Raw genomic sequence first — 18,354 nt, forward strand, 5'->3', positions numbered from 1 at the left:
ATGGGCATCGAGGAAAAGGTACCGACCGGCGTCCTGCTGACGACCGTCGAGAAGCTGGTCAACTGGTCGCGGAAGGCCAGCTTCTGGCCGGCCACCTTCGGTCTGGCCTGCTGCGCCATCGAGATGATGGCGACCGGCGCCGCGCGCTACGACCTGGCGCGCTTCGGCATGGAGGTGTTCCGGGCCAGCCCGCGCCAGGCCGACCTGATGATCGTCGCCGGCCGGGTGAGCCAGAAGATGGCCCCGGTCCTGCGCCAGATCTACGACCAGATGCCCGACCCCAAGTGGGTGCTGTCGATGGGTGTCTGCGCCTCCAGCGGAGGCATGTTCAACAACTACGCGATCGTCCAGGGCGTGGACCACATCGTCCCCGTGGACATGTATCTGCCGGGCTGCCCGCCGCGGCCGGAGATGCTCATCGACGCGATCCTGCGGCTGCACGACAAGGTCATGGCCGAGCCGCTGGGTGACCGGCGCCGCCGCATGATCGAGGCGCGGATCGAGCGCGAGGGCGCCCCCGTCGTGGCGCCGGGCGCGATGCCGTCGAGCTACCGGTTCGACAAGGCCAAGCGCGCCGAGTGGACCAAGGCCGCGGCCCAGGGCCGCGAGGAGCAACTGCGCATCCAGAAGTGGATGGAAGAGCGGGCGAACCTGTCCGGAGGTACGAAGTGACTCAGGTAGAGCCGGTCGGTGCCGAGCTGGGCGCCCCCGCGCAGCAGCCGCCGTCGGGCGGCGCCGGGCGGGGCATGTTCGGCGTGCAGGGCACCGGCGACACGTCGGGCTTCGGTGGCCTGCGCCGGCGCCGGGCGGTGGACGTCGACTCGCCGCGCCCGTTCGGGGGCGACTTCGACGAGGTCGTCGACGCGCTGGAGGAGGCCTACCCGGGCTTCAACGACGCGATCGAGCGCATCGTCGTCGACCGCGGCGAGCTGACGCTGTACATCGTGCCGGAGCGCATCGCCGAGGTCTGCCAGTCCCTGCGCGACGACCCGGCCCTGCGGTTCGAGCTGCTCTCGTCGGTGTCCGGCGTCGACTACCTCGGCTCCGACGGGCGCCGCCTGCACGCGGTGTATCACCTGACGTCGCTCACGTTCCGCCGGCGCATCCGGCTGGAGTGCGCGATCACCGCCGAGGACCCGCACCTGCCGAGCGTCACCCAGGTCTACCCGACCGCCGACTGGCAGGAGCGGGAGACGTACGACATGTTCGGCATCGTCTTCGACGGCCACCCCAACCTGACGCGGATCCTCATGCCGGACGACTGGGAGGGCTTCCCGCAGCGGAAGGACTACCCGCTCGGCGGCGTGCCGGTCGAGTACAAGGGCGCGGAGATCCCACCGCCGGACCAGCGGAGGAGTTACCAGTGACCACCGACTACGCGAGCGCGCGCGAGACCACCGAGGGCCGGGTCTTCACGGTCACCGGCGGCGACTGGGACACGGTCGTCAACGAGGCCGGGTCCGAGGAGCGCATCGTCGTCAACATGGGGCCGCAGCACCCGTCGACCCACGGCGTGCTCCGGCTGGTGCTCGAGCTGGAAGGCGAGACGGTCACCGAGGCGCGCACCGTCGTCGGCTACTTGCACACCGGCATCGAGAAGAACCTGGAGTTCCGCAACTGGACCCAGGGCACCACGTTCGTCACGCGCATGGACTACCTGGCGCCGATGTTCAACGAGACCGGCTACTGCCTGGCGGTCGAGAAGCTGCTCGGCATCGAGGACCAGATCACCGAGCGCGCCAAGACGCTCCGGGTCCTGATGATGGAGCTCAACCGGATCTCGTCGCACCTGGTCTGGCTGGCCACGACGGGCATGGAGCTGGGCGCCCTGTCGATGATGATCTACGGCTTCCGCGAGCGGGAGTACATCCTCGACATCTTCGAGCTCGCCTCCGGCCTGCGCATGAACCACGCGTACATCCGCCCCGGCGGCCTCGCCCAGGACCTGCCCGAGGAAGCGGCGGCGAAGATCCGCGAGCTCCTCGGCTGGATGCCCGACCGCATCGACATGTACGAGGACCTGCTCTCCGGCAACACGATCTGGCGCGAGCGGACGCAGGGCGTCGCCGTGCTCGACGTGACCGGCTGCCTGGCGCTGGGCATCACCGGCCCGGTGCTGCGCTCGGCCGGCCTGGCGTGGGACCTGCGCAAGACCCAGCCGTATGCCGGCTACGAGACCTACGACTTCAACGTCCCGACCGAGCCCACGGGGGACGCGTGGGGCCGCTACAAGGTGCGGCTCAACGAGATGCGCGAGTCGTTGAAGATCATCCAGCAGGCGATGGACCGCCTGGAGCCGGGCCCGATCATGATCGGCGACAGGAAGATCGCGTGGCCCGCCCAGCTGGCCATCGGCGGCGACGGCCTCGGCAACTCGCTGGAGCACGTCGCGAAGATCATGGGCCAGTCGATGGAGGCCCTGATCCACCACTTCAAGCTGGTGACCGAGGGCTTCCGGGTGCCGGCGGGCCAGGTCTACGTGCCGATCGAGGCGCCCCGCGGCGAGCTCGGCGTGCACGCGATCTCCGACGGCGGCACGCGCCCCTACCGCGTGCACTACCGCGAGCCCAGCTTCATCAACCTGCAGGCGATTCCGGCGATGGCCGAAGGCGGGCTGCTCGCCGACGTCATCGTGGGTGGCGCCTCGCTCGACCCCGTCATGGGTGGGTGTGATCGTTAATGGTGTTCAGTGAGCTCACGCGCGACCGTGCGCGGCAGATCATCGCGCGCTACCCCGAGGGCCGGTCGCGCTCGGCGCTGCTGCCGCTGCTGCACCTGGTGCAGTCGGAGGAGGGCTACGTCTCGGCGGACGGCATCTCGTTCTGCGCGGAGGTGCTCGGCCTGACCAAGGCCGAGGTCGGCGCGGTGGCGACGTTCTACACCATGTACAAGCGCAAGCCGACCGGCGACTGGCTGGTCAGCGTCTGCACCAACACCATGTGCGGCGTGCTCGGCGGCGACAAGGCCTACCAGGCGCTCAGCGACTACCTGGACGTCGGCCACGACGAGACCACGACCGACGGCAAGATCACGCTGGAGCACGCGGAGTGCCTGGCGGCCTGCGACTACGCGCCGGTCATGACGGTCAACTACGAGTTCTTCGACCAGGTCAACGAGAACAGCGCGCTGAACCTGGTCAAGCAGCTGCAGAACGGCGAGCGCCCGCAGCCCACGCGCGGCACCCGGCTCTGCACGCTCAAGGAGATGTCGGTCCAGCTCGCCGGCTTCGCCGACGACCGCGGTGACGAGGTCATCGCCGAGGGCCCGGCCGGCGGCCCGACGCTCGCCGGCAACCGGCTCGCCGAGCGCTTCGGCGTCGCCGTCCCGGGATTCGACCCGGAGACGCCGATCGCGAAGAAGGCGGAGACGCCGCCCCCCGCGGCGCCCGAGTCCACGCCGAAGCCCGCCTCGGACGCCAAGCCGGCCGGCGACGGACCGCTGCCGCAGAAGGAGGCGAAGGCCTGATGACGCTCGACTACCAGCCCTCGCAGGAGTCGCTGTCCAAGCTGACGCCGGTGCTCACCAAGCGCTGGCTGTCCCCCGACGCGTGGAAGATCGACGTCTACGAGCGGCTCGACGGCTACACGGGGCTGCGCAAGGCGCTCAAGGCCCACCCCGACGAGCTGATCCAGCTGGTCAAGGACTCGGGCCTGCGCGGCCGCGGTGGCGCTGGCTTCCCGACCGGCATGAAGTGGGGCTTCATCCCGCAGAACGACGGCAAGTCGCACTACCTCGTCGTCAACGCCGACGAGGGCGAGCCGGGCACCTGCAAGGACCTGCCGCTCATGATGGCCGACCCGCACGCGCTGGTCGAAGGCGTGATCATCGCGTCGTATGCCATCCGCGCCAACTTCGCCGCGATCTACATCCGCGGCGAGGCGGTCCACGCGGCCCGGCGGCTGCGCGCCGCCGTCCAGCAGGCCTACGCGAAGGGCTACCTGGGCGCCAACATCCTGGGCAGCGGCTTCGACTTGGACCTCGTGGTGCACAGCGGCGCCGGCGCGTACATCTGCGGCGAGGAGACCGCGCTGCTGGACTCCCTTGAGGGGTACCGTGGCCAGCCCCGCCTGCGTCCGCCGTTCCCGGCCACGCACGGCCTCTACGCCTCGCCGACGGTCGTCAACAACGTCGAGACGATCGCGAGCGTGCCGTATATCGTGCTCGGCGGCTCGGCCTGGTTCCGCAGCATGGGCACGGAGAAGTCGCCGGGCCCGAAGATCTACTCGATCTCCGGCCGGGTCAACAACCCGGGCCAGTTCGAGTGCGGCCTCGGTGTCACGCTGCGGCAGCTCATCGACCTGGCCGGCGGCATGCAGCCGGGCCACAAGCTGAAGTTCTGGACGCCGGGCGGCTCGTCGACGCCGATGCTCACCGACGAGCACCTCGACACGCCGATGGACTTCGAGGGCATGGCGGGCGTCGGCACGATGCTCGGCACCACGGCCGTCCAGGTCTTCTCCGACCAGGACGACATCGTCTACGCGACGTACCGCTGGATCGCCTTCTACCACCACGAGTCCTGCGGCAAGTGCACCCCGTGCCGCGAGGGCAACTACTGGATGGTGCGGATCCTGCACCGCATCCTCGCCGGCCAGGGCACCCACCAGGATCTCGACACCCTGCTGGACGCCTGCGACAACCTGCTGGGCCGCTCGTTCTGCGCGCTCGGCGACGGTGCGACCAGCCCGGTGACGTCCTCGATCAAGTACTTCAAGCAGGACTACCTGGACTACATCGAGGGCCGCAAGGCGCCGATGTTCAAGGGCGAGCTGGTAGGAGCCCACTGATGACCGACGTGGTTCCCAAGGTCGAGACGGTCAAGCTGACCATCGACGGCATCGAGGTCGAGGCGCCCAAGGGCGCGCTCGTGATCCGCGCCGCCGAGCAGATGGGCATCTCGATCCCGCGCTTCTGCGACCACCCGCTGCTGGCCCCGGCCGGTGCCTGCCGCCAGTGCCTGGTCGACATCGAGGGCCAGCGCAAGCCGGTGGCGTCGTGCACGCAGCCGGTGGCCGAGGGCATGGTGGTGCGGACCCAGATGACCTCCGACGTGGCCAAGAAGGCCCAGGAGGGAATCATGGAGTTCCTCCTGATCAACCACCCGCTCGACTGCCCGGTGTGCGACAAGGGCGGCGAGTGCCCACTGCAGAACCAGGCGATGAGCAACGGCCAGGCCGAGTCGCGCTTCGTCGAGCACAAGCGGGAGTATCCGAAGCCGCTGCCGATCAGCACCCAGGTGCTGCTCGACCGCGAGCGGTGCGTGCTCTGCCAGCGCTGCACCCGGTTCTCCGACGAGATCGCCGGTGACAAGTTCATCGACCTGATGGAGCGCTCGTCCAACGAGCAGATCGGCGTCTTCCGGGGCGACCCCGACTCGCCGGGCGACGACGCGCCGTTCAACTCCTACTTCTCGGGCAACACCATCCAGATCTGCCCGGTCGGCGCGCTGACCAGCTCGCAGTACCGGTTCCGGGCCCGCCCCTTCGACCTGGTCTCCACGCCGAACGCGTGCGAGCACTGCGCGGCCGGCTGCGACCAGCGGGCCGACCACCGCCGCGGCAAGGTCATGCGCCGCCTGGCCGGCGACGACCCGGCGGTCAACGAGGAGTGGAACTGCGACAAGGGGCGCTTCGCGTTCCAGTACGTCAACGCCAACGACCGCCTGACCACCCCGCTGGTGCGCGACGCCAAGACCGGCGAGCTGCGCACGGCGAGCTGGCCGGAGGCGCTGTCGGTCGCCGCGGCCGGCCTGCGGGCCGCCAAGGACAAGGGCGGCGTGGGCGTGCTGGCCGGCGGGCGCCTGACGGTCGAGGACGCCTACGCGTACTCGAAGTTCGCCCGCGTGGCCCTGGGCACCAACGACATCGACTTCCGCGCCCGGCCGCTGTCGGCGGAGGAGACCGAGTTCCTCGGCTTCCACGTCGTCGGCCGCGCCGAGGTGACCTACGCCGACATCGAGAGCGCACCCGCGGTGGTCTTCGTCGGGCTGGAGCCCGAGGAGGAGTGCCCGATCATCTTCCTGCGGGCCCGCAAGACGTACCTCAAGCGCGGCCTGCCCAGCTTCGCGGTCGCGCCGTTCGTCAGCCGCGGGTTCGAGAAGCTCGGCGCCACGGTCCTGCTCACGGCGCCGGGCGCCGAGGCGGAGGTGCTCGGCGCGTCCGAGCAGCTGCACGAGGCCCTGTCGGCCGAGGGCGCGATCCTGTTCGTCGGCGAGCGGCTCGCCAACGTCGAGGGCGGCCTGTCCGCCGCGGCGCGGCTGGCCGAGTCGACCGGCGCGCGGCTCGCGTGGGTCCCGCGGCGGGCCGGCGACCGGGGCGCGGTCGAGGCCGGCGCCCTGCCGACGCTGCTGCCCGGCGGTCGTCCGGTCTTCGACCCGGCGGCGCGGGCCGAGCTCGCCCAGGCGTGGAACCTGGACGCGGGCGTGCTGCCCAGCGCCTCGGGCCGCGACACCGACGCGATCGTCGCCGCCGCCCGCGAGGGCCGGCTCGGCGCACTGGTCGTCGGCGGCGTCGACCCGAGCGACCTGTCCGACCCGCTGGCGGCCGAGGAGGCCCTCGACAAGGTCGGCTTCGTGGTCAGCCTGGAGCTGCGCGCGGGCGCGGTGACCAAGCGGGCCGACGTGGTGTTCCCGGTCGCCGCGGCGGTCGAGAAGAGCGGCTCCTACATCAACTGGGAGGGCCGGGTCCGCCCGTTCGGCACCGTGCTCAAGACCCAGGCGATGAGCGACGCCCGCGTGCTCGACACGCTGGGCCGCGAGCTGGGTGTCGACCTCGGCGTCAGCGACGTCGCCGCGGTGCGCACGCAGCTGGCCGGGCTCGCCTCGCTGCCGATGCCGGGCGTCACCGAGGTCGGCACGGGTGGCACCGTGCGCGGCGCGGCCCCGGCGGTCGCACCCGGCGCGGTCCCCCAGCCGGCGAGTGGCCAGGCGATCCTTGCCTCCTGGCACCACCTGATCGACAACGGCTCGCTGCAGGACGGCGACGGCCACCTGGCCGGCACGGCGCGTCCCGCGGTGGTCCGGATCTCCAAGAGCACCGCGGGCGACCTCGGTGTGGTCGACGGCGACGCGGTGACGGTCGGCACCGAGCGGGGTGCGATCACCCTGCCGGCGCTCGTCACCGACATGGTCGACGGGGTCGTGTGGATCCCGACGAACTCACCGGGCTCGACCCTGCGCCGCACGCTCGGCGTGACGGAGGGTGCGCTGGTCGAGATCAGCACTGGGGGTACAGCGAAATGAACTACGCCAACCTCGACCAGTTCGGCAAGGACCCGTGGTGGCTGGTGCTCGCGAAGGTGGTCATCATCTTCGCGTTCCTGGTCGTCATGACGCTCTTCGCCATCTGGTACGAGCGCCGCGTCGTCGCGCGGATGCAGGTCCGGCCCGGCCCGAACCGCAACGGCCCCTTCGGCCTGCTGCAGTCGCTGGCCGACGGTCTGAAGCTGGCGTTCAAGGAAGACATCATGCCGAAGATGGCCGACAAGGTCGTCTTCTTCTTCGCGCCGGTGATCTCCACGGTCTGCGCGTTCACCGCCTTCTCGGTGATGCCGTTCGGGCCCACGGTGTCGATCTTCGGCCACTGGTCGCCGCTGCAGCTCACCGACATCCCGGTGGCCGTGCTCCTGGTGCTCGCCTGCTCGTCGATGGGCATCTACGGCATCGTGCTCGGCGGCTGGGCGTCCGGCTCGACCTACCCGCTGCTCGGCGGTCTCCGGTCGAGCGCCCAGATGATCTCGTACGAGGTGGCGATGGGCCTGTCCATCGTCTCCGTCTTCCTGGTGTCCGGCACCATGTCGACCTCGCAGATCGTCGAGGCCCAGGCCGGCAACGGCACGGTGAGCATCGGCAGCTGGACGTTCGACGCCCCGGCCTGGTATGCGATTCTGCTGATCCCGAGCTTCATCATCTACTTCACGTCCGCCGTCGGTGAGACCAACCGGGCGCCGTTCGACCTGCCCGAGGCCGAGTCCGAGCTGGTCGGTGGCTTCCACACCGAGTACTCGTCGCTGAAGTTCGCGCTGTTCTTCCTGGCTGAGTACATCAACATGGTCACCGTGTCCGGCCTGTGCGCCACGCTGTTCTTCGGCGGCTGGCGGGCCCCGTGGCCGCTCTCGCTCTGGGACGGCGCGAACACCGGCTGGTGGCCGATCCTCTGGTTCACCATCAAGGTGCTGCTCCTGCTGTTCGTCTTCGTCTGGCTGCGGGGCACGCTGCCGCGGCTGCGCTACGACCAGTTCATGCGCTTCGGCTGGAAGGTCCTGATCCCGGCGAACCTGATCTGGATCCTGGCCCTGTCCGGCGTGCGCCTGCTGCAGAAGGACGACATCAGCACCGGCAGCCGGGTGGGCGTCATCACCGGGATCGTCGTGCTGGTCGTGCTGGTCGTGGTGCTGGTCGCCATGCAGCGCGGCCGCAAGGACGTGCTCGCCGACGTGCCGAAGCCGCACCCGGGCGGCCGGGTCGGCGGCAAGGACGGCTTCCCGCTGCCGCCGATGAACCTCGAGGTGCCGCCGAGCCCGCGGGCCAAGCGTGTGATCGTCGAGCGGGAGCCCGTCTCGACCAGCAAGGAGAGCTGAGAAACATGAGCATCGGTGGGACTCTGAAGGGTTTCGGGGTCACCTTCTCGCACATGTTCAAGAAGGTGGTCACCGAGGAGTACCCGGAGCAGCGCAAGCCTCCGGCGCCGCGGTACCACGGGCGCCACATCCTCAACCGCTGGCCGGACGGGCTCGAGAAGTGCATCGGCTGCGAGCTGTGCGCGTGGGCGTGCCCCGCGGACGCGATCTTCGTCGAGGGCGCCGACAACACCGACGAGGAGCGCTTCTCGCCGGGTGAGCGCTACGCCCAGACGTACCAGATCAACTACGCACGCTGCATCTTCTGCGGCCTGTGCATCGAGGCCTGCCCGACCCGTTCGCTCACCATGAGCAACGAGTACGAGCTGGCCCGCGACAACCGGCGGGACCTGATCTTCACCAAGGAGCAGCTGCTCGCGCCGCTGCTGCCGGGGATGGAGCGCCCGCCGCACGACATGCGCCTCGGCGACACCGAGAAGGACTACTACGTCGGCGCGCTGGAGAACCCCGGCACCTCGGCGGGTGCCGAGCGCTACAAGGGAGTCCACTCGTGAACACCTCGCTGCAGCTGCTGGCCGCGGCCGGTGACGTGAAGGGCGGTGAGGCCGCCGCCTTCTGGATCCTCGCCCCGTTCGCGGTCCTCGGCGCCATCGGCATGGTGTGGGCCCGCAACGCCGTCCACTCGGCGCTGTTCCTGGTCATCACCATGCTCTGCCTGGGCGTGTTCTACGTCCTGCAGGCCGGCCCGTTCATCGGCATGGTGCAGATCATCGTCTACACCGGCGCCATCATGATGCTGTTCCTCTTCGTGCTCATGCTGGTCGGCCGCGACTCGTCCGACTCGCTGATCGAGACATTGCGCGGGCAGCGGATGGCGGCCCTGGCCCTGGGCGTCGGCCTCGCGCTGCTGCTCGGCATCGGGATGTACCGGGCGCTCGGCGAGAGCGTCCCGAAGGGCCTGACAGAGGCCAACTCGGCCGGCAACGTGATCGGCATCTCGCGCCTGCTGTTCACCAAGTACGTCTTCGTCTTCGAGATCACCTCGGCGCTGCTCATCACGGCGGCGGTGGGCGCGATGATTCTGGCGCACATCGAGAAGCGCAAGGAAGACAAGGTCAGCCAGCCGGAGCTCATGGTCGCTCGCTTCCGCCCCGGCAACTACCCGGCGCCGAAGCCCGGCCCCGGCGTGTTCGCCAGCTCCGACTCGGTGGCCACGCCCGCGCGCCTGCCCGACGGCACCCCGTCGGACCGCAGCATCTCCAAGATCCTCCCGACCCGGGAGTTGACGTCCGCCGACGTCGCACCGAAGGGGACCGAGAAGTGACTCCGACGTACTACATCGTCCTCGCGGCGATCCTGTTCACGATCGGCGCGGTGGGCGTGCTCATCCGGCGGAACGCGATCGTGCTGTTCATGTGCATCGAGTTGATGCTGAACGCGGCCAACCTCGCGCTGGTCACGTTCAGCCGGATCAACGGCACGCTCGACGGGCAGATCATGGCGTTCTTCGTCATGGTCGTGGCGGCGGCCGAGGTCGTCGTCGGCCTGGCGATCATCATGTCGATTTTCCGGACTCGGCGCTCGGCCAGCGTCGACGACGCGAACCTGCTGAAGTACTAAGGAGCGGGTGGTGGAAGAAATCACCTACTCGGTGGCGACCGGGTGGCTGGGCTCGTTCTGGCTGCTCCCGACGATTCCGCTGGCCAGCGCGGCGATCCTGCTGCTGCTGGGCAAGCGGGCCGACCGCTGGGGTCACTGGCTCGGCGTGCTCAGCGTCGCCGCCTCGTTCGTCCTCGGCCTCACGTACTTCTTCGCGCTGCGCGGGCTGGAGAACCGCAACGGCGTCGAGCTGAAGCTCTGGAACTACATCGGCGTCGGGGACTTCCACGTCGACCTGGGCCTGCTGTTCGACCCGTTGTCGGCGATGTTCGTGCTGCTCATCACCGGCGTCGGCTCGCTGATCCACCTCTACGCGGTCGGCTACATGGAGCACGACCCGGGCCGGCGGAAGTTCTTCGGGTACTTCAACCTGTTCATCGCGGCGATGCTGTTGCTGGTCCTCGGCAACAACTACGTGATGCTGTACTTCGGCTGGGAGGGCGTGGGTCTCGCCTCCTACCTGCTGATCTCGTTCTGGTACCTGCGCCCGAGCGCGGCCACGGCCGGCAAGAAGGCGTTCCTCATGAACCGCGTCGGTGACGCGGGCTTCGCGATCGCGATCTTCATGATGTTCGCCTACCTCGGCACGGTCGACTACGCCGAGGTCTTCAACAGCGCGAACAAGCTCAGCTCCGGCGTGGTCACCACGATGGCGCTCCTGCTGCTGCTCGGCGCGGCCGGCAAGTCCGGCCAGTTCCCGCTGCAGGCCTGGCTCCCCGACGCCATGGAGGGCCCGACCCCGGTCTCGGCCCTGATCCACGCCGCGACGATGGTCACCGCCGGCGTCTACCTGATCGCCCGCTCGCGCCCGATCTTCGACCTGTCGCCCGACGCGCAGCTCGTCGTCGTCATCGTGGGCGCGCTGACGCTGCTGATCGGCTGCATCATCGGCTGCGCCAAGGACGACATCAAGCGGGTCCTGGCCTGGTCGACGGTCAGCCAGATCGGCTACATGTTCCTGGGCGTCGGGCTCGGCGGCGCGGCCTACGCGCTCGCGCTGGTCCACCTGCTCGCCCACGGCTTCTTCAAGGCCGGCATGTTCCTCGGCGCCGGTTCGGTCATGCACGGGATGCACGACCAGACCGACATCCGGCGGTTCGGCGGGCTGTGGAAGTACATGAAGATCACTTGGGTGACCTTCGGCCTCGGCTGGCTGGCGATCATCGGCTTCCCGTTCCTGTCCGGGTACTTCTCCAAGGAGCCGATCATTGCGGCCGCCTTCGAGCAGGCGGGCTGGCGGGGCTGGGTGTTCGGCGGCGCGGCGATGCTCGGCGCCGGTCTCACCGCGTTCTACATGACCCGCCTGTTCTGGCTGACGTTCCACGGGCCGGAGCGCTGGACCGACGACATCAAGCACCCGCACGAGTCGCCGCCGGTCATGACGATCCCGCTGATCCTGCTCGCGGTCGGCTCGGTCTTCTCCGGGTACCTGCTGAAGACCTCCGTGCCGGACTGGCTCACGCCGACCTTCGGCCACGAGGAAGAGGCCGTAGTCCACGGGGCCCTCGGCCACGACGCCGTCACGTGGCTCTCGCTGCTGGTGACGCTGCTCGGCGCCGGCTTCGCGATCCTGCTGTTCAACAAGGGCACGGCCAAGGAGGAGCAGCCAGCCGGCGTCCTCGTCACCGCCGCCCGCAACAACCTCTACACCGACACCTTCAACGAGGCGGTGTTCGAGGCGCCGGGCCGCTACCTGACCCGCGCCCTGGTCTACCTCGACAACCGCGGCATCGACGGGCTGGTCAACGGCCTCGCCGCGGGCGTCGGTGGCGGATCCAGCCGACTACGCCGGGCCCAGACCGGGTTCGTGCGCTCCTATGCCATGTCCATCCTGTGTGGTGCGGTGCTCATCGTGGCCGCCACGCTCGCGGTGAGGTTCGGATGAGCCACTTCCCATACCTGACCGTCCTGACGGCCGCGCCGCTCGTCGGCGCGGCGGGGATCGCGTTCCTGCCCAAGGACAAGCCCGAGCTGGCCAAGCGCGTGTCGCTGGCCTGGTCGGTCGTCGTCCTGGCGCTGACCGTCGGCCTGTGGGCGCAGTTCGACGCCAACGGCGAGCGGTTCCAGCTGAAGGACTCCTGGACCTGGATCCCGCAGTGGGGCGCCAAGTTCACGTTCGCGATCGACGGCATCGCCCTGGTGATGATCGCGCTCATCGCGTTACTCGTGCCGCTGGTGATCCTGGCGTCCTGGCACGACGCGGATCACAGCAAGCGGTCGGTCCCGGCCTACTTCGCGCTGTTGCTGGCGCTCGAGTGCACGATGATCGGCGTCTTCGCCGCGCAGGACGTGTTCCTGTTCTACGTGTTCTTCGAGGTCATGCTCGTGCCGATGTACTTCCTGATCGGCTCCTACGGCGGGCACCAGAAGCAGTACGCGGCGGTGAAGTTCTTCCTGTACTCGCTGCTCGGCGGCCTCTTCATGCTGGCCGCGGTGGTCGGGCTCTGGGTCGTCGGCGGGCACACCTTCGACTGGCAGGCCCTGGTCAACGCCGACTTCTCGGTGAACACCGAGCGCTGGCTGTTCCTGGGCTTCTTCGTCGCCTTCGCGATCAAGGCCCCGTTCTTCCCGTTCCACACGTGGCTGCCCGACGCCGGTGGCGCGGCCCCGGCCGGTGCGGCGGCGCTGTTGGTCGGCGTGCTCGACAAGGTCGGCACGTTCGGGATTCTGCGGTACTGCCTGCCGCTGTTCCCGAACGCGTCGAAGTACTTCGCCTGGCTCGGGCTCACGCTCGCGCTCGTCGGCATCATCTACGGCGCGCTGGTCGCGATCGGCCAGCAGGACCTCAAGCGGCTGGTGTCGTACACGTCGATCGCCCACTTCGGCTTCATCGGCATCGGCATCTTCGCGTTCACGACCCAGGCCGGCACCGGCTCCGTGCTGTACATGGTCAACCACGGCCTCGCGACCGGCCTGCTCTTCCTGGTCGTCGGCATGCTGGTGGCCCGCCGCGGCAGCGCGCTGGTGACCGACTTCGGCGGCGCCGGCAAGACGCTGCCGATCCTCGCCGGGGTCCTCTTCATCGCCGGTCTCGCCTCGCTGGCGCTGCCGGGCACGTCGCCGTTCATCTCCGAGTTCCTGGTGCTGATCGGCACGTTCACGGTCAACAAGACGGTGGCCGTGATCGCGACGGCCGGCATCATCCTCGCCGCCGGCTACGTGCTGTGGATGATCCAGCGGACGACGCAGGGCACGCCGAACCCGAAGCTGGCGGAGATCAAGGCGATGGGCCGCGACCTGTCGCTGCGTGAGGCCGTCGTCGTCGCGCCGCTGATCGCCCTGATCCTGCTGCTCGGCTTCTACCCGAAGCCGGTCATCGACGTGATCAACCCGGCGGTGAAGGCGACCATGCAGGACGTCGGCAAGACCGACCCGAAAGCCACCGCAGGCACCGTGGAGGCCGGCAAGTGAACGACAAACTCCAACTGCCGCACCTGGACTACGCGGCGCTGTCGCCGATGCTGATCCTCTTCGGCGTCGCGTGCATCGGGGTGCTCGTCGAGGGCTTCGTCCCCCGCCGGGTGCGGCACAAGGTCCAGCTGACCCTGGCACTGCTCGGCCTGGTCGCGGCGCTCGTCATGGTGATCCGCCAGAGCAGCACCGCGGTCATCACCGCGCACACCGCGGTCGCCGTCGACGGGCCGGGCCTGTTCCTGTCCGGCGCGATCATCGTGCTCGGCATCGTGTCGCTGCTGCTGATCGGTGAGCGGACGCTGGAGCCGGGCGGCGCGTTCGTCGCCCAGGCGGCGATCACCGCCAACACCGACCGCGACCGGGAGCAGGCGCTGCGCGCCCACGGCTCGACCGAGGTGTTCCCGCTGACGATGTTCGCGCTCGGCGGCATGCTGCTGTTCTGCACCGCGAACGACCTGCTGACGATGTTCGTCGCGCTCGAGGTCTTCTCGCTGCCGCTGTACCTGCTCTGCGCGCTGGCCCGCCGCCGGCGGCTGCTGTCGCAGGAGGCCGCGATGAAGTACTTCCTGCTCGGCTCGTTCGCGTCGGCGTTCTTCCTGTTCGGCATCGCGCTCGTCTACGGCTTCGCCGGCCAGGTCGACTTCAAGGCGATCGACACCGCCGTCCAGGCCTCGGCGAACGACGACATCCTGCTGTACGTCGGGCTCGCCATGCTGGCGATCGGCCTGCTCTTCAAGGCCGCGGCGGTGCCGTTCCACGTCTGGACGCCGGACGTCTACCAGGGCGCGCCGACGCCGATCACCGCGCTGATGGCCGCCTGCACCAAGGTCGCCGCGTTCGGCGGTCTGCTCCGGCTCGTCTACGTCGGGTTCAAGGGCACCGAGTGGACGATCCAGCCGGTGCTGGGCACTGTGGCCGTCATCACGATGATCATCGGGGCGATCCTCGCGGTCACCCAGACCGACATCAAGCGGCTCCTGGCCTACTCGTCGATCGCGAACGCGGGTTACCTGCTCGTCGGCGTCCTCGCCCTCAACGAGCAGGGCCTGTCGAGCTCGATGTTCTACCTCGTCGCGTACGGCTTCACCGTCCTCGCCGCCTTCGGCGTGGTGACGCTCGTCCGCGACGCCGACGGCGAGGCCACCCACCTGTCCCGCTGGGCCGGGCTCGGGCGGCGGTCGCCGCTCTACGCCTCGCTGTTCACCTTCATCCTGCTGGCCTTCGCCGGCCTGCCCCTCACCAGCGGCTTCACCGCGAAGTTCGGGGTGTTTGCCGCTGCCATCGACGGCCACCAGACCTGGCTGGTCATCGCCGGCGTGGTGAGCAGCGCCATCCTCGCCTTCCCCTACCTGCGGGTCGTGGTGATGATGTGGCTGTCGGAGCCGGGTGAGACGACGCCGGCCGTGTCCATCCCGGGCGCGATGACGGCCGCCGCGCTCGTCATCGGAGCGGTGGCTACGCTGGTGCTCGGCGTGGCACCGGGGGCACTGCTGGAAGTGACGCAGAACGCCGGTGCGTTCCTCAGGTAAGAGCAAAACGACAGTGACGTCCCCGGTGGCCTTCCACGCGGGGACGTCCCTGTATCAGGCGCCCGTTGAGGGTATGGCATCGTTGGAGCTGTGGTGAGTACGGGAACCGTGCAGTCGAGTGCCTCCGTCGGCTTGACCTTTGCCGATCCGGAGCTGGAGAACAGCATCGCGGCGATCCTCCGGGACGTCGAGGTGGTGCTCATCGACGCCGTGCACAGCGCCAACCCGCTGGTGACCGAGGCGGCCCGCCACCTGGTCGACGCCGGTGGCAAGCGGTTCCGGCCGCTGCTCGTGGGCCTCGCCGCGCACTTCGGCGACGACCCCTCCAACGAGGACGTGGTCAAGGCCGGCGCCGTCGTCGAGCTCACCCACCTCGCGACCCTCTACCACGACGACGTCATGGACGAGGCGACCGTCCGCCGCGGCGCGCCCAGCGCGAACTCCCGCTGGGGCAACGCGCTCGCGATCCTGATCGGCGACTACCTGTTCGCCCGCGCCGCCGACCTCGCCGCCGACCTCGGCATCGACGCGGTGAAGATCCAGGCGAGCACGTTCTCCCGCCTGGTCCACGGCCAGGTCGCCGAGACCGCCGGCCCGCTCGACGGCGAGGACGCGATCACCCACTACCTGCGGGTGATCTCGCAGAAGACCGGCTCCCTGATCTCGACCAGCGCCCGCTTCGGCGCGATGTTCGGCGGCTGCCCGCCCGAGCAGACCGAGGCCCTGGCGACGTTCGCGGAGACGTTCGGCATCGCGTTCCAGCTGTCCGACGACCTGATCGACATCGCCAGCGAGTCGACCCAGTCGGGCAAGACTCCCGGCACCGACCTCCGCGAGGGCGTGCCCACCCTCCCGGTCCTCTACGCCCTGGCCTCGACCGACGACGACGCCACCGCCGTCCGCCTGCGCGAGATCCTGGCGGCCGGCCCGGTCACCGACGACGCCCTGCACGCGGAGGCCCTCGGCCTGCTCCGCGAGTCGGCGGCCCTGAAGCAGGCCCGCGAGACGGTCCGCGGCTACGCCGACCGTGCGCGTGCCGCGCTGGCCCCGCTGCCGCACGTCCCGGCCCGGGCGGCGCTCGAGTCCCTGTGCGACTTCATCGCCGACCGCACCAACTGACGCTCGCGGCCTGCCCGGGCTGAGCGTGGGGCGTTTTGTCTGTTTCGGCATCCACCGCGCCGATGTGACGACCCGGCTTCGGCGGTGCGTGGCCCGCCGGCCAGGCCGGGGGCGACATCGCCATGGGGAGTGGCGCGGCGGAGCAATGTGACGACCCCGCCCGGCGGTACATGGCGTGCCCGGCCAGGCTGGCCTGCGCGGAGCGCGGCGGGGGCGACGTCACCTTGGGGAGTAGCGCGGCGAAGCAACGAGCGCGCGGTCGCGGCCGACCTGCGCACTCGCTAGGTCGCCACCCCACCCCACCAGAGATGAGGGACGCGCTGAGGGCTGACGACGTCGGTGGGCCGGCGAGGGTCGTGGTGAACGCTGCCACCCGGGCCAGGCGCCAGTCCGGCCAGCACCGGCAGGCAGCGTGGCGCGCGCCGCCATCCAGCCCGGCCAGCACCGGCTGGCGGCGTGTGGAGCGCTGAGAGCCGGCTGCGTGCCCTGGCGGCGTTGAGGGCCCGGCCAACACCGGCTGGCGGCCGTGGACAGCGCTGAGAGCCGGCTGCGTGCCCTGGCGGCGTTGAGGGCCCGGCCAAGCACCGGCTGGCGCCTGGATGGCGCTGAGGGCCGGCTGCGTGCCCCGGCGGCGTTGAGGGCCCAGCCCAGCACCTGCTTGGCAGCGTGGATGGCGCTGAGGGCCGCCTGCATGCCCCGGCGGCGGCAGGCACGCCGCCCGGCCACCTGCAACATGCAAGCGCCCTCGCACGCTCCTTCAGGCGGCCCTCCCCGAGCGTGGAATTTTCCCCGCGCTCCGCGCAGGCCAGGTTTGCCGCCGCACGAGCCCGCTTTCGCTGCCATGGTGCACTTTGCTCAATGCCACCTGGCGCCGGTACCCGGTCTGGCGACAAGTCGCGACGGCCCGATGACAGGCCGGAGCGGCCTTTGTGCGGCTGTGATCGTAGTACTCAGTCCAAGGGTCATTACTTACACAGACTCATGCGACCTGTGTCGATCACTACTCAAGCGACACGGCGTGTCGGCATGAAAGAGGCACGATCGGGGTGTCCAGATTGGTGCATTCATCGCCATGTGCTGGCGGCCTGCATCCCCCCACCTCGCCACACAAATGATCAAAGTGTTCCCTTGACCCTCTCCAGTTTCATATGGTGTGACTCCAGTTACTGCTGCGGCTGGGGAGGGCGGCGGTGCGGGATCCACAGGCCGAACCCTCAGATCTCATCCGGAGCGTGTCGAGGGCACTGCGAGTGTTGGAGGCGGTAGGGCAGTCACCTCGCGGTTTGACGGTCAAGCAGATCGCGAGGCGGTGCGAGTTCACCGTCGCGACCACCTACCACCTGGTGCGGACGCTCGCCTACGAGGGCTACGTCATCCGCCGGGAGAACGGCACGTACGTGGTCGGGCTCGAGATCGCCGACCGCTACCGTGAGCTGGTCCTGGCCTTCCGCGGGCCGAGCGCGGTCACCGACCGCCTGCGACGCGCGGCGACCGAGACCGGGTACAGCCACTACCTGGGCCGCTTCATCGGCGGCCGCATCGCGGTCACGGCCTCGGCCGAGGGCCCGCGGACGCCGCCGTTCGACGACCTCGTGCCCGGCTACGACGAGGCCGCCCACGCGACCGCGCTCGGCAAGGCGCTGCTCGCGACGCTGAGCCCGGACCAGCGCTGGCGGTTCCTGAAGGAGTCGGGGATGCCGGCGTACACCTCGGCCACCCTGACCTCGCCCGAGGCGCTCGACTCCGACCTCGCCGCCGGCGAGCGCCGCGGCATGCAGATCGAGATCGGCCAGTTCCGCCAGGGCCTCGCCTGCGCCGCCGTGATGGTGGTCAACGACCGCGACCCCGACCGCCGCGTGGTGCTCGCCTGCGCCATGCCCCCGGCCGAGCTCATGTCGTCGGCCAAGGTCGTTCGCACGCGCCTCCTGGCCACCGCCCACCACCTCGCCACCGTCCTCGCCGAGTGATCCTTTGCGGGACTCGGGTCCGTGCAAGGCGCGACCGTCGCTCCCGCCAGGCACCGCTCGTGGGGCCGGTCCATCAAGGACCGGCCCCA

General features: G+C 69.7%; 15 protein-coding genes. All 15 read left to right on the forward strand.

Annotated features, from left to right (window positions below; all coding sequences use genetic code 11):
* The 15 genes from IEZ31_RS38250 (at position 1) to IEZ31_RS38320 (ending at position 18,265) form a co-directional block, all read left to right on the forward strand.
* Positions 1-672, forward strand: coding sequence for a NuoB/complex I 20 kDa subunit family protein (locus IEZ31_RS38250; protein ID WP_190254982.1), 672 nt, complete (start codon positions 1-3; stop codon positions 670-672).
* Positions 669-1,367 carry an NADH-quinone oxidoreductase subunit C gene (locus IEZ31_RS38255; RefSeq protein WP_373294750.1) on the forward strand — a complete coding sequence of 233 codons (699 nt, stop codon included), beginning with the start codon at positions 669-671 and terminating at the stop codon, positions 1,365-1,367. The genes IEZ31_RS38250 and IEZ31_RS38255 overlap by 4 nt, the downstream gene beginning before the upstream one ends.
* Positions 1,364-2,680 (forward strand): NADH-quinone oxidoreductase subunit D, encoded by a 1,317-nt coding sequence (locus IEZ31_RS38260; protein ID WP_190254984.1) that lies wholly within the window; start codon positions 1,364-1,366, stop codon positions 2,678-2,680. The genes IEZ31_RS38255 and IEZ31_RS38260 overlap by 4 nt, the downstream gene beginning before the upstream one ends.
* The gene (gene nuoE, locus IEZ31_RS38265) at positions 2,680-3,465 is read left to right on the forward strand and encodes an NADH-quinone oxidoreductase subunit NuoE (protein WP_190254985.1); all 786 of its coding nucleotides are present in this window, start codon (positions 2,680-2,682) and stop codon (positions 3,463-3,465) included. The genes IEZ31_RS38260 and nuoE overlap by 1 nt, the downstream gene beginning before the upstream one ends.
* Positions 3,465-4,787: an NADH-quinone oxidoreductase subunit NuoF gene (gene nuoF / locus IEZ31_RS38270; protein WP_190254986.1), complete on the forward strand. Its 1,323-nt coding sequence runs from the start codon at positions 3,465-3,467 to the stop codon at positions 4,785-4,787. Before nuoE ends, nuoF begins: the two co-directional genes overlap by 1 nt.
* The gene (locus tag IEZ31_RS38275; RefSeq protein WP_190254987.1) at positions 4,787-7,240 is read left to right on the forward strand and encodes an NADH-quinone oxidoreductase subunit G; all 2,454 of its coding nucleotides are present in this window, start codon (positions 4,787-4,789) and stop codon (positions 7,238-7,240) included. Before nuoF ends, IEZ31_RS38275 begins: the two co-directional genes overlap by 1 nt.
* Positions 7,237-8,577: an NADH-quinone oxidoreductase subunit NuoH gene (gene nuoH / locus IEZ31_RS38280; RefSeq protein WP_190254988.1), complete on the forward strand. Its 1,341-nt coding sequence runs from the start codon at positions 7,237-7,239 to the stop codon at positions 8,575-8,577. The genes IEZ31_RS38275 and nuoH overlap by 4 nt, the downstream gene beginning before the upstream one ends.
* Before the next feature lie 5 nt (positions 8,578-8,582).
* Positions 8,583-9,131, forward strand: a complete 549-nt coding sequence (nuoI, locus tag IEZ31_RS38285; protein ID WP_190254989.1) for an NADH-quinone oxidoreductase subunit NuoI — start codon at positions 8,583-8,585, stop codon at positions 9,129-9,131.
* The gene (locus tag IEZ31_RS38290) at positions 9,128-9,901 is read left to right on the forward strand and encodes an NADH-quinone oxidoreductase subunit J (RefSeq protein ID WP_190254990.1); all 774 of its coding nucleotides are present in this window, start codon (positions 9,128-9,130) and stop codon (positions 9,899-9,901) included. Before nuoI ends, IEZ31_RS38290 begins: the two co-directional genes overlap by 4 nt.
* Positions 9,898-10,197, forward strand: coding sequence for an NADH-quinone oxidoreductase subunit NuoK (gene nuoK, locus IEZ31_RS38295; RefSeq protein WP_190254991.1), 300 nt, complete (start codon positions 9,898-9,900; stop codon positions 10,195-10,197). The genes IEZ31_RS38290 and nuoK overlap by 4 nt, the downstream gene beginning before the upstream one ends.
* A gap of 10 nt (positions 10,198-10,207) precedes the next feature.
* Entirely contained in the window at positions 10,208-12,121 is a 1,914-nt protein-coding gene (nuoL, locus tag IEZ31_RS38300; RefSeq protein WP_373294751.1) for an NADH-quinone oxidoreductase subunit L, read from the forward strand.
* Positions 12,118-13,647: an NADH-quinone oxidoreductase subunit M gene (locus tag IEZ31_RS38305; protein ID WP_190254993.1), complete on the forward strand. Its 1,530-nt coding sequence runs from the start codon at positions 12,118-12,120 to the stop codon at positions 13,645-13,647. The genes nuoL and IEZ31_RS38305 overlap by 4 nt, the downstream gene beginning before the upstream one ends.
* Entirely contained in the window at positions 13,644-15,179 is a 1,536-nt protein-coding gene (gene nuoN / locus IEZ31_RS38310; protein WP_190254994.1) for an NADH-quinone oxidoreductase subunit NuoN, read from the forward strand. The genes IEZ31_RS38305 and nuoN overlap by 4 nt, the downstream gene beginning before the upstream one ends.
* 93 nt (positions 15,180-15,272) lie before the next feature.
* Positions 15,273-16,298, forward strand: coding sequence for a polyprenyl synthetase family protein (locus tag IEZ31_RS38315; protein WP_190254995.1), 1,026 nt, complete (start codon positions 15,273-15,275; stop codon positions 16,296-16,298).
* A gap of 1,190 nt (positions 16,299-17,488) precedes the next feature.
* Positions 17,489-18,265, forward strand: a complete 777-nt coding sequence (locus IEZ31_RS38320) for an IclR family transcriptional regulator (RefSeq protein ID WP_190254996.1) — start codon at positions 17,489-17,491, stop codon at positions 18,263-18,265.
* The last annotated feature ends 89 nt before the right edge of the window (positions 18,266-18,354 follow it).

This window comes from Dactylosporangium sucinum, from assembly GCF_014647515.1.
GTDB lineage: Bacteria > Actinomycetota > Actinomycetes > Mycobacteriales > Micromonosporaceae > Dactylosporangium > Dactylosporangium sucinum.

What these genes read in the sequence shown, in the direction of transcription:
- IEZ31_RS38250 (WP_190254982.1), top strand. Translation starts at nt 1, where the DNA reads ATGGGCATCGAGGAAAAGGTACCGACCGGCGTCCTGCTGACGACCGTC.
- nuoE (WP_190254985.1), top strand. Translation starts at nt 2,680, where the DNA reads ATGGTGTTCAGTGAGCTCACGCGCGACCGTGCGCGGCAGATCATCGCG.
- nuoF (WP_190254986.1), top strand. Translation starts at nt 3,465, where the DNA reads ATGACGCTCGACTACCAGCCCTCGCAGGAGTCGCTGTCCAAGCTGACG.
- IEZ31_RS38275 (WP_190254987.1), top strand. Translation starts at nt 4,787, where the DNA reads ATGACCGACGTGGTTCCCAAGGTCGAGACGGTCAAGCTGACCATCGAC.
- nuoH (WP_190254988.1), top strand. Translation starts at nt 7,237, where the DNA reads ATGAACTACGCCAACCTCGACCAGTTCGGCAAGGACCCGTGGTGGCTG.
- nuoI (WP_190254989.1), top strand. Translation starts at nt 8,583, where the DNA reads ATGAGCATCGGTGGGACTCTGAAGGGTTTCGGGGTCACCTTCTCGCAC.
- IEZ31_RS38305 (WP_190254993.1), top strand. Translation starts at nt 12,118, where the DNA reads ATGAGCCACTTCCCATACCTGACCGTCCTGACGGCCGCGCCGCTCGTC.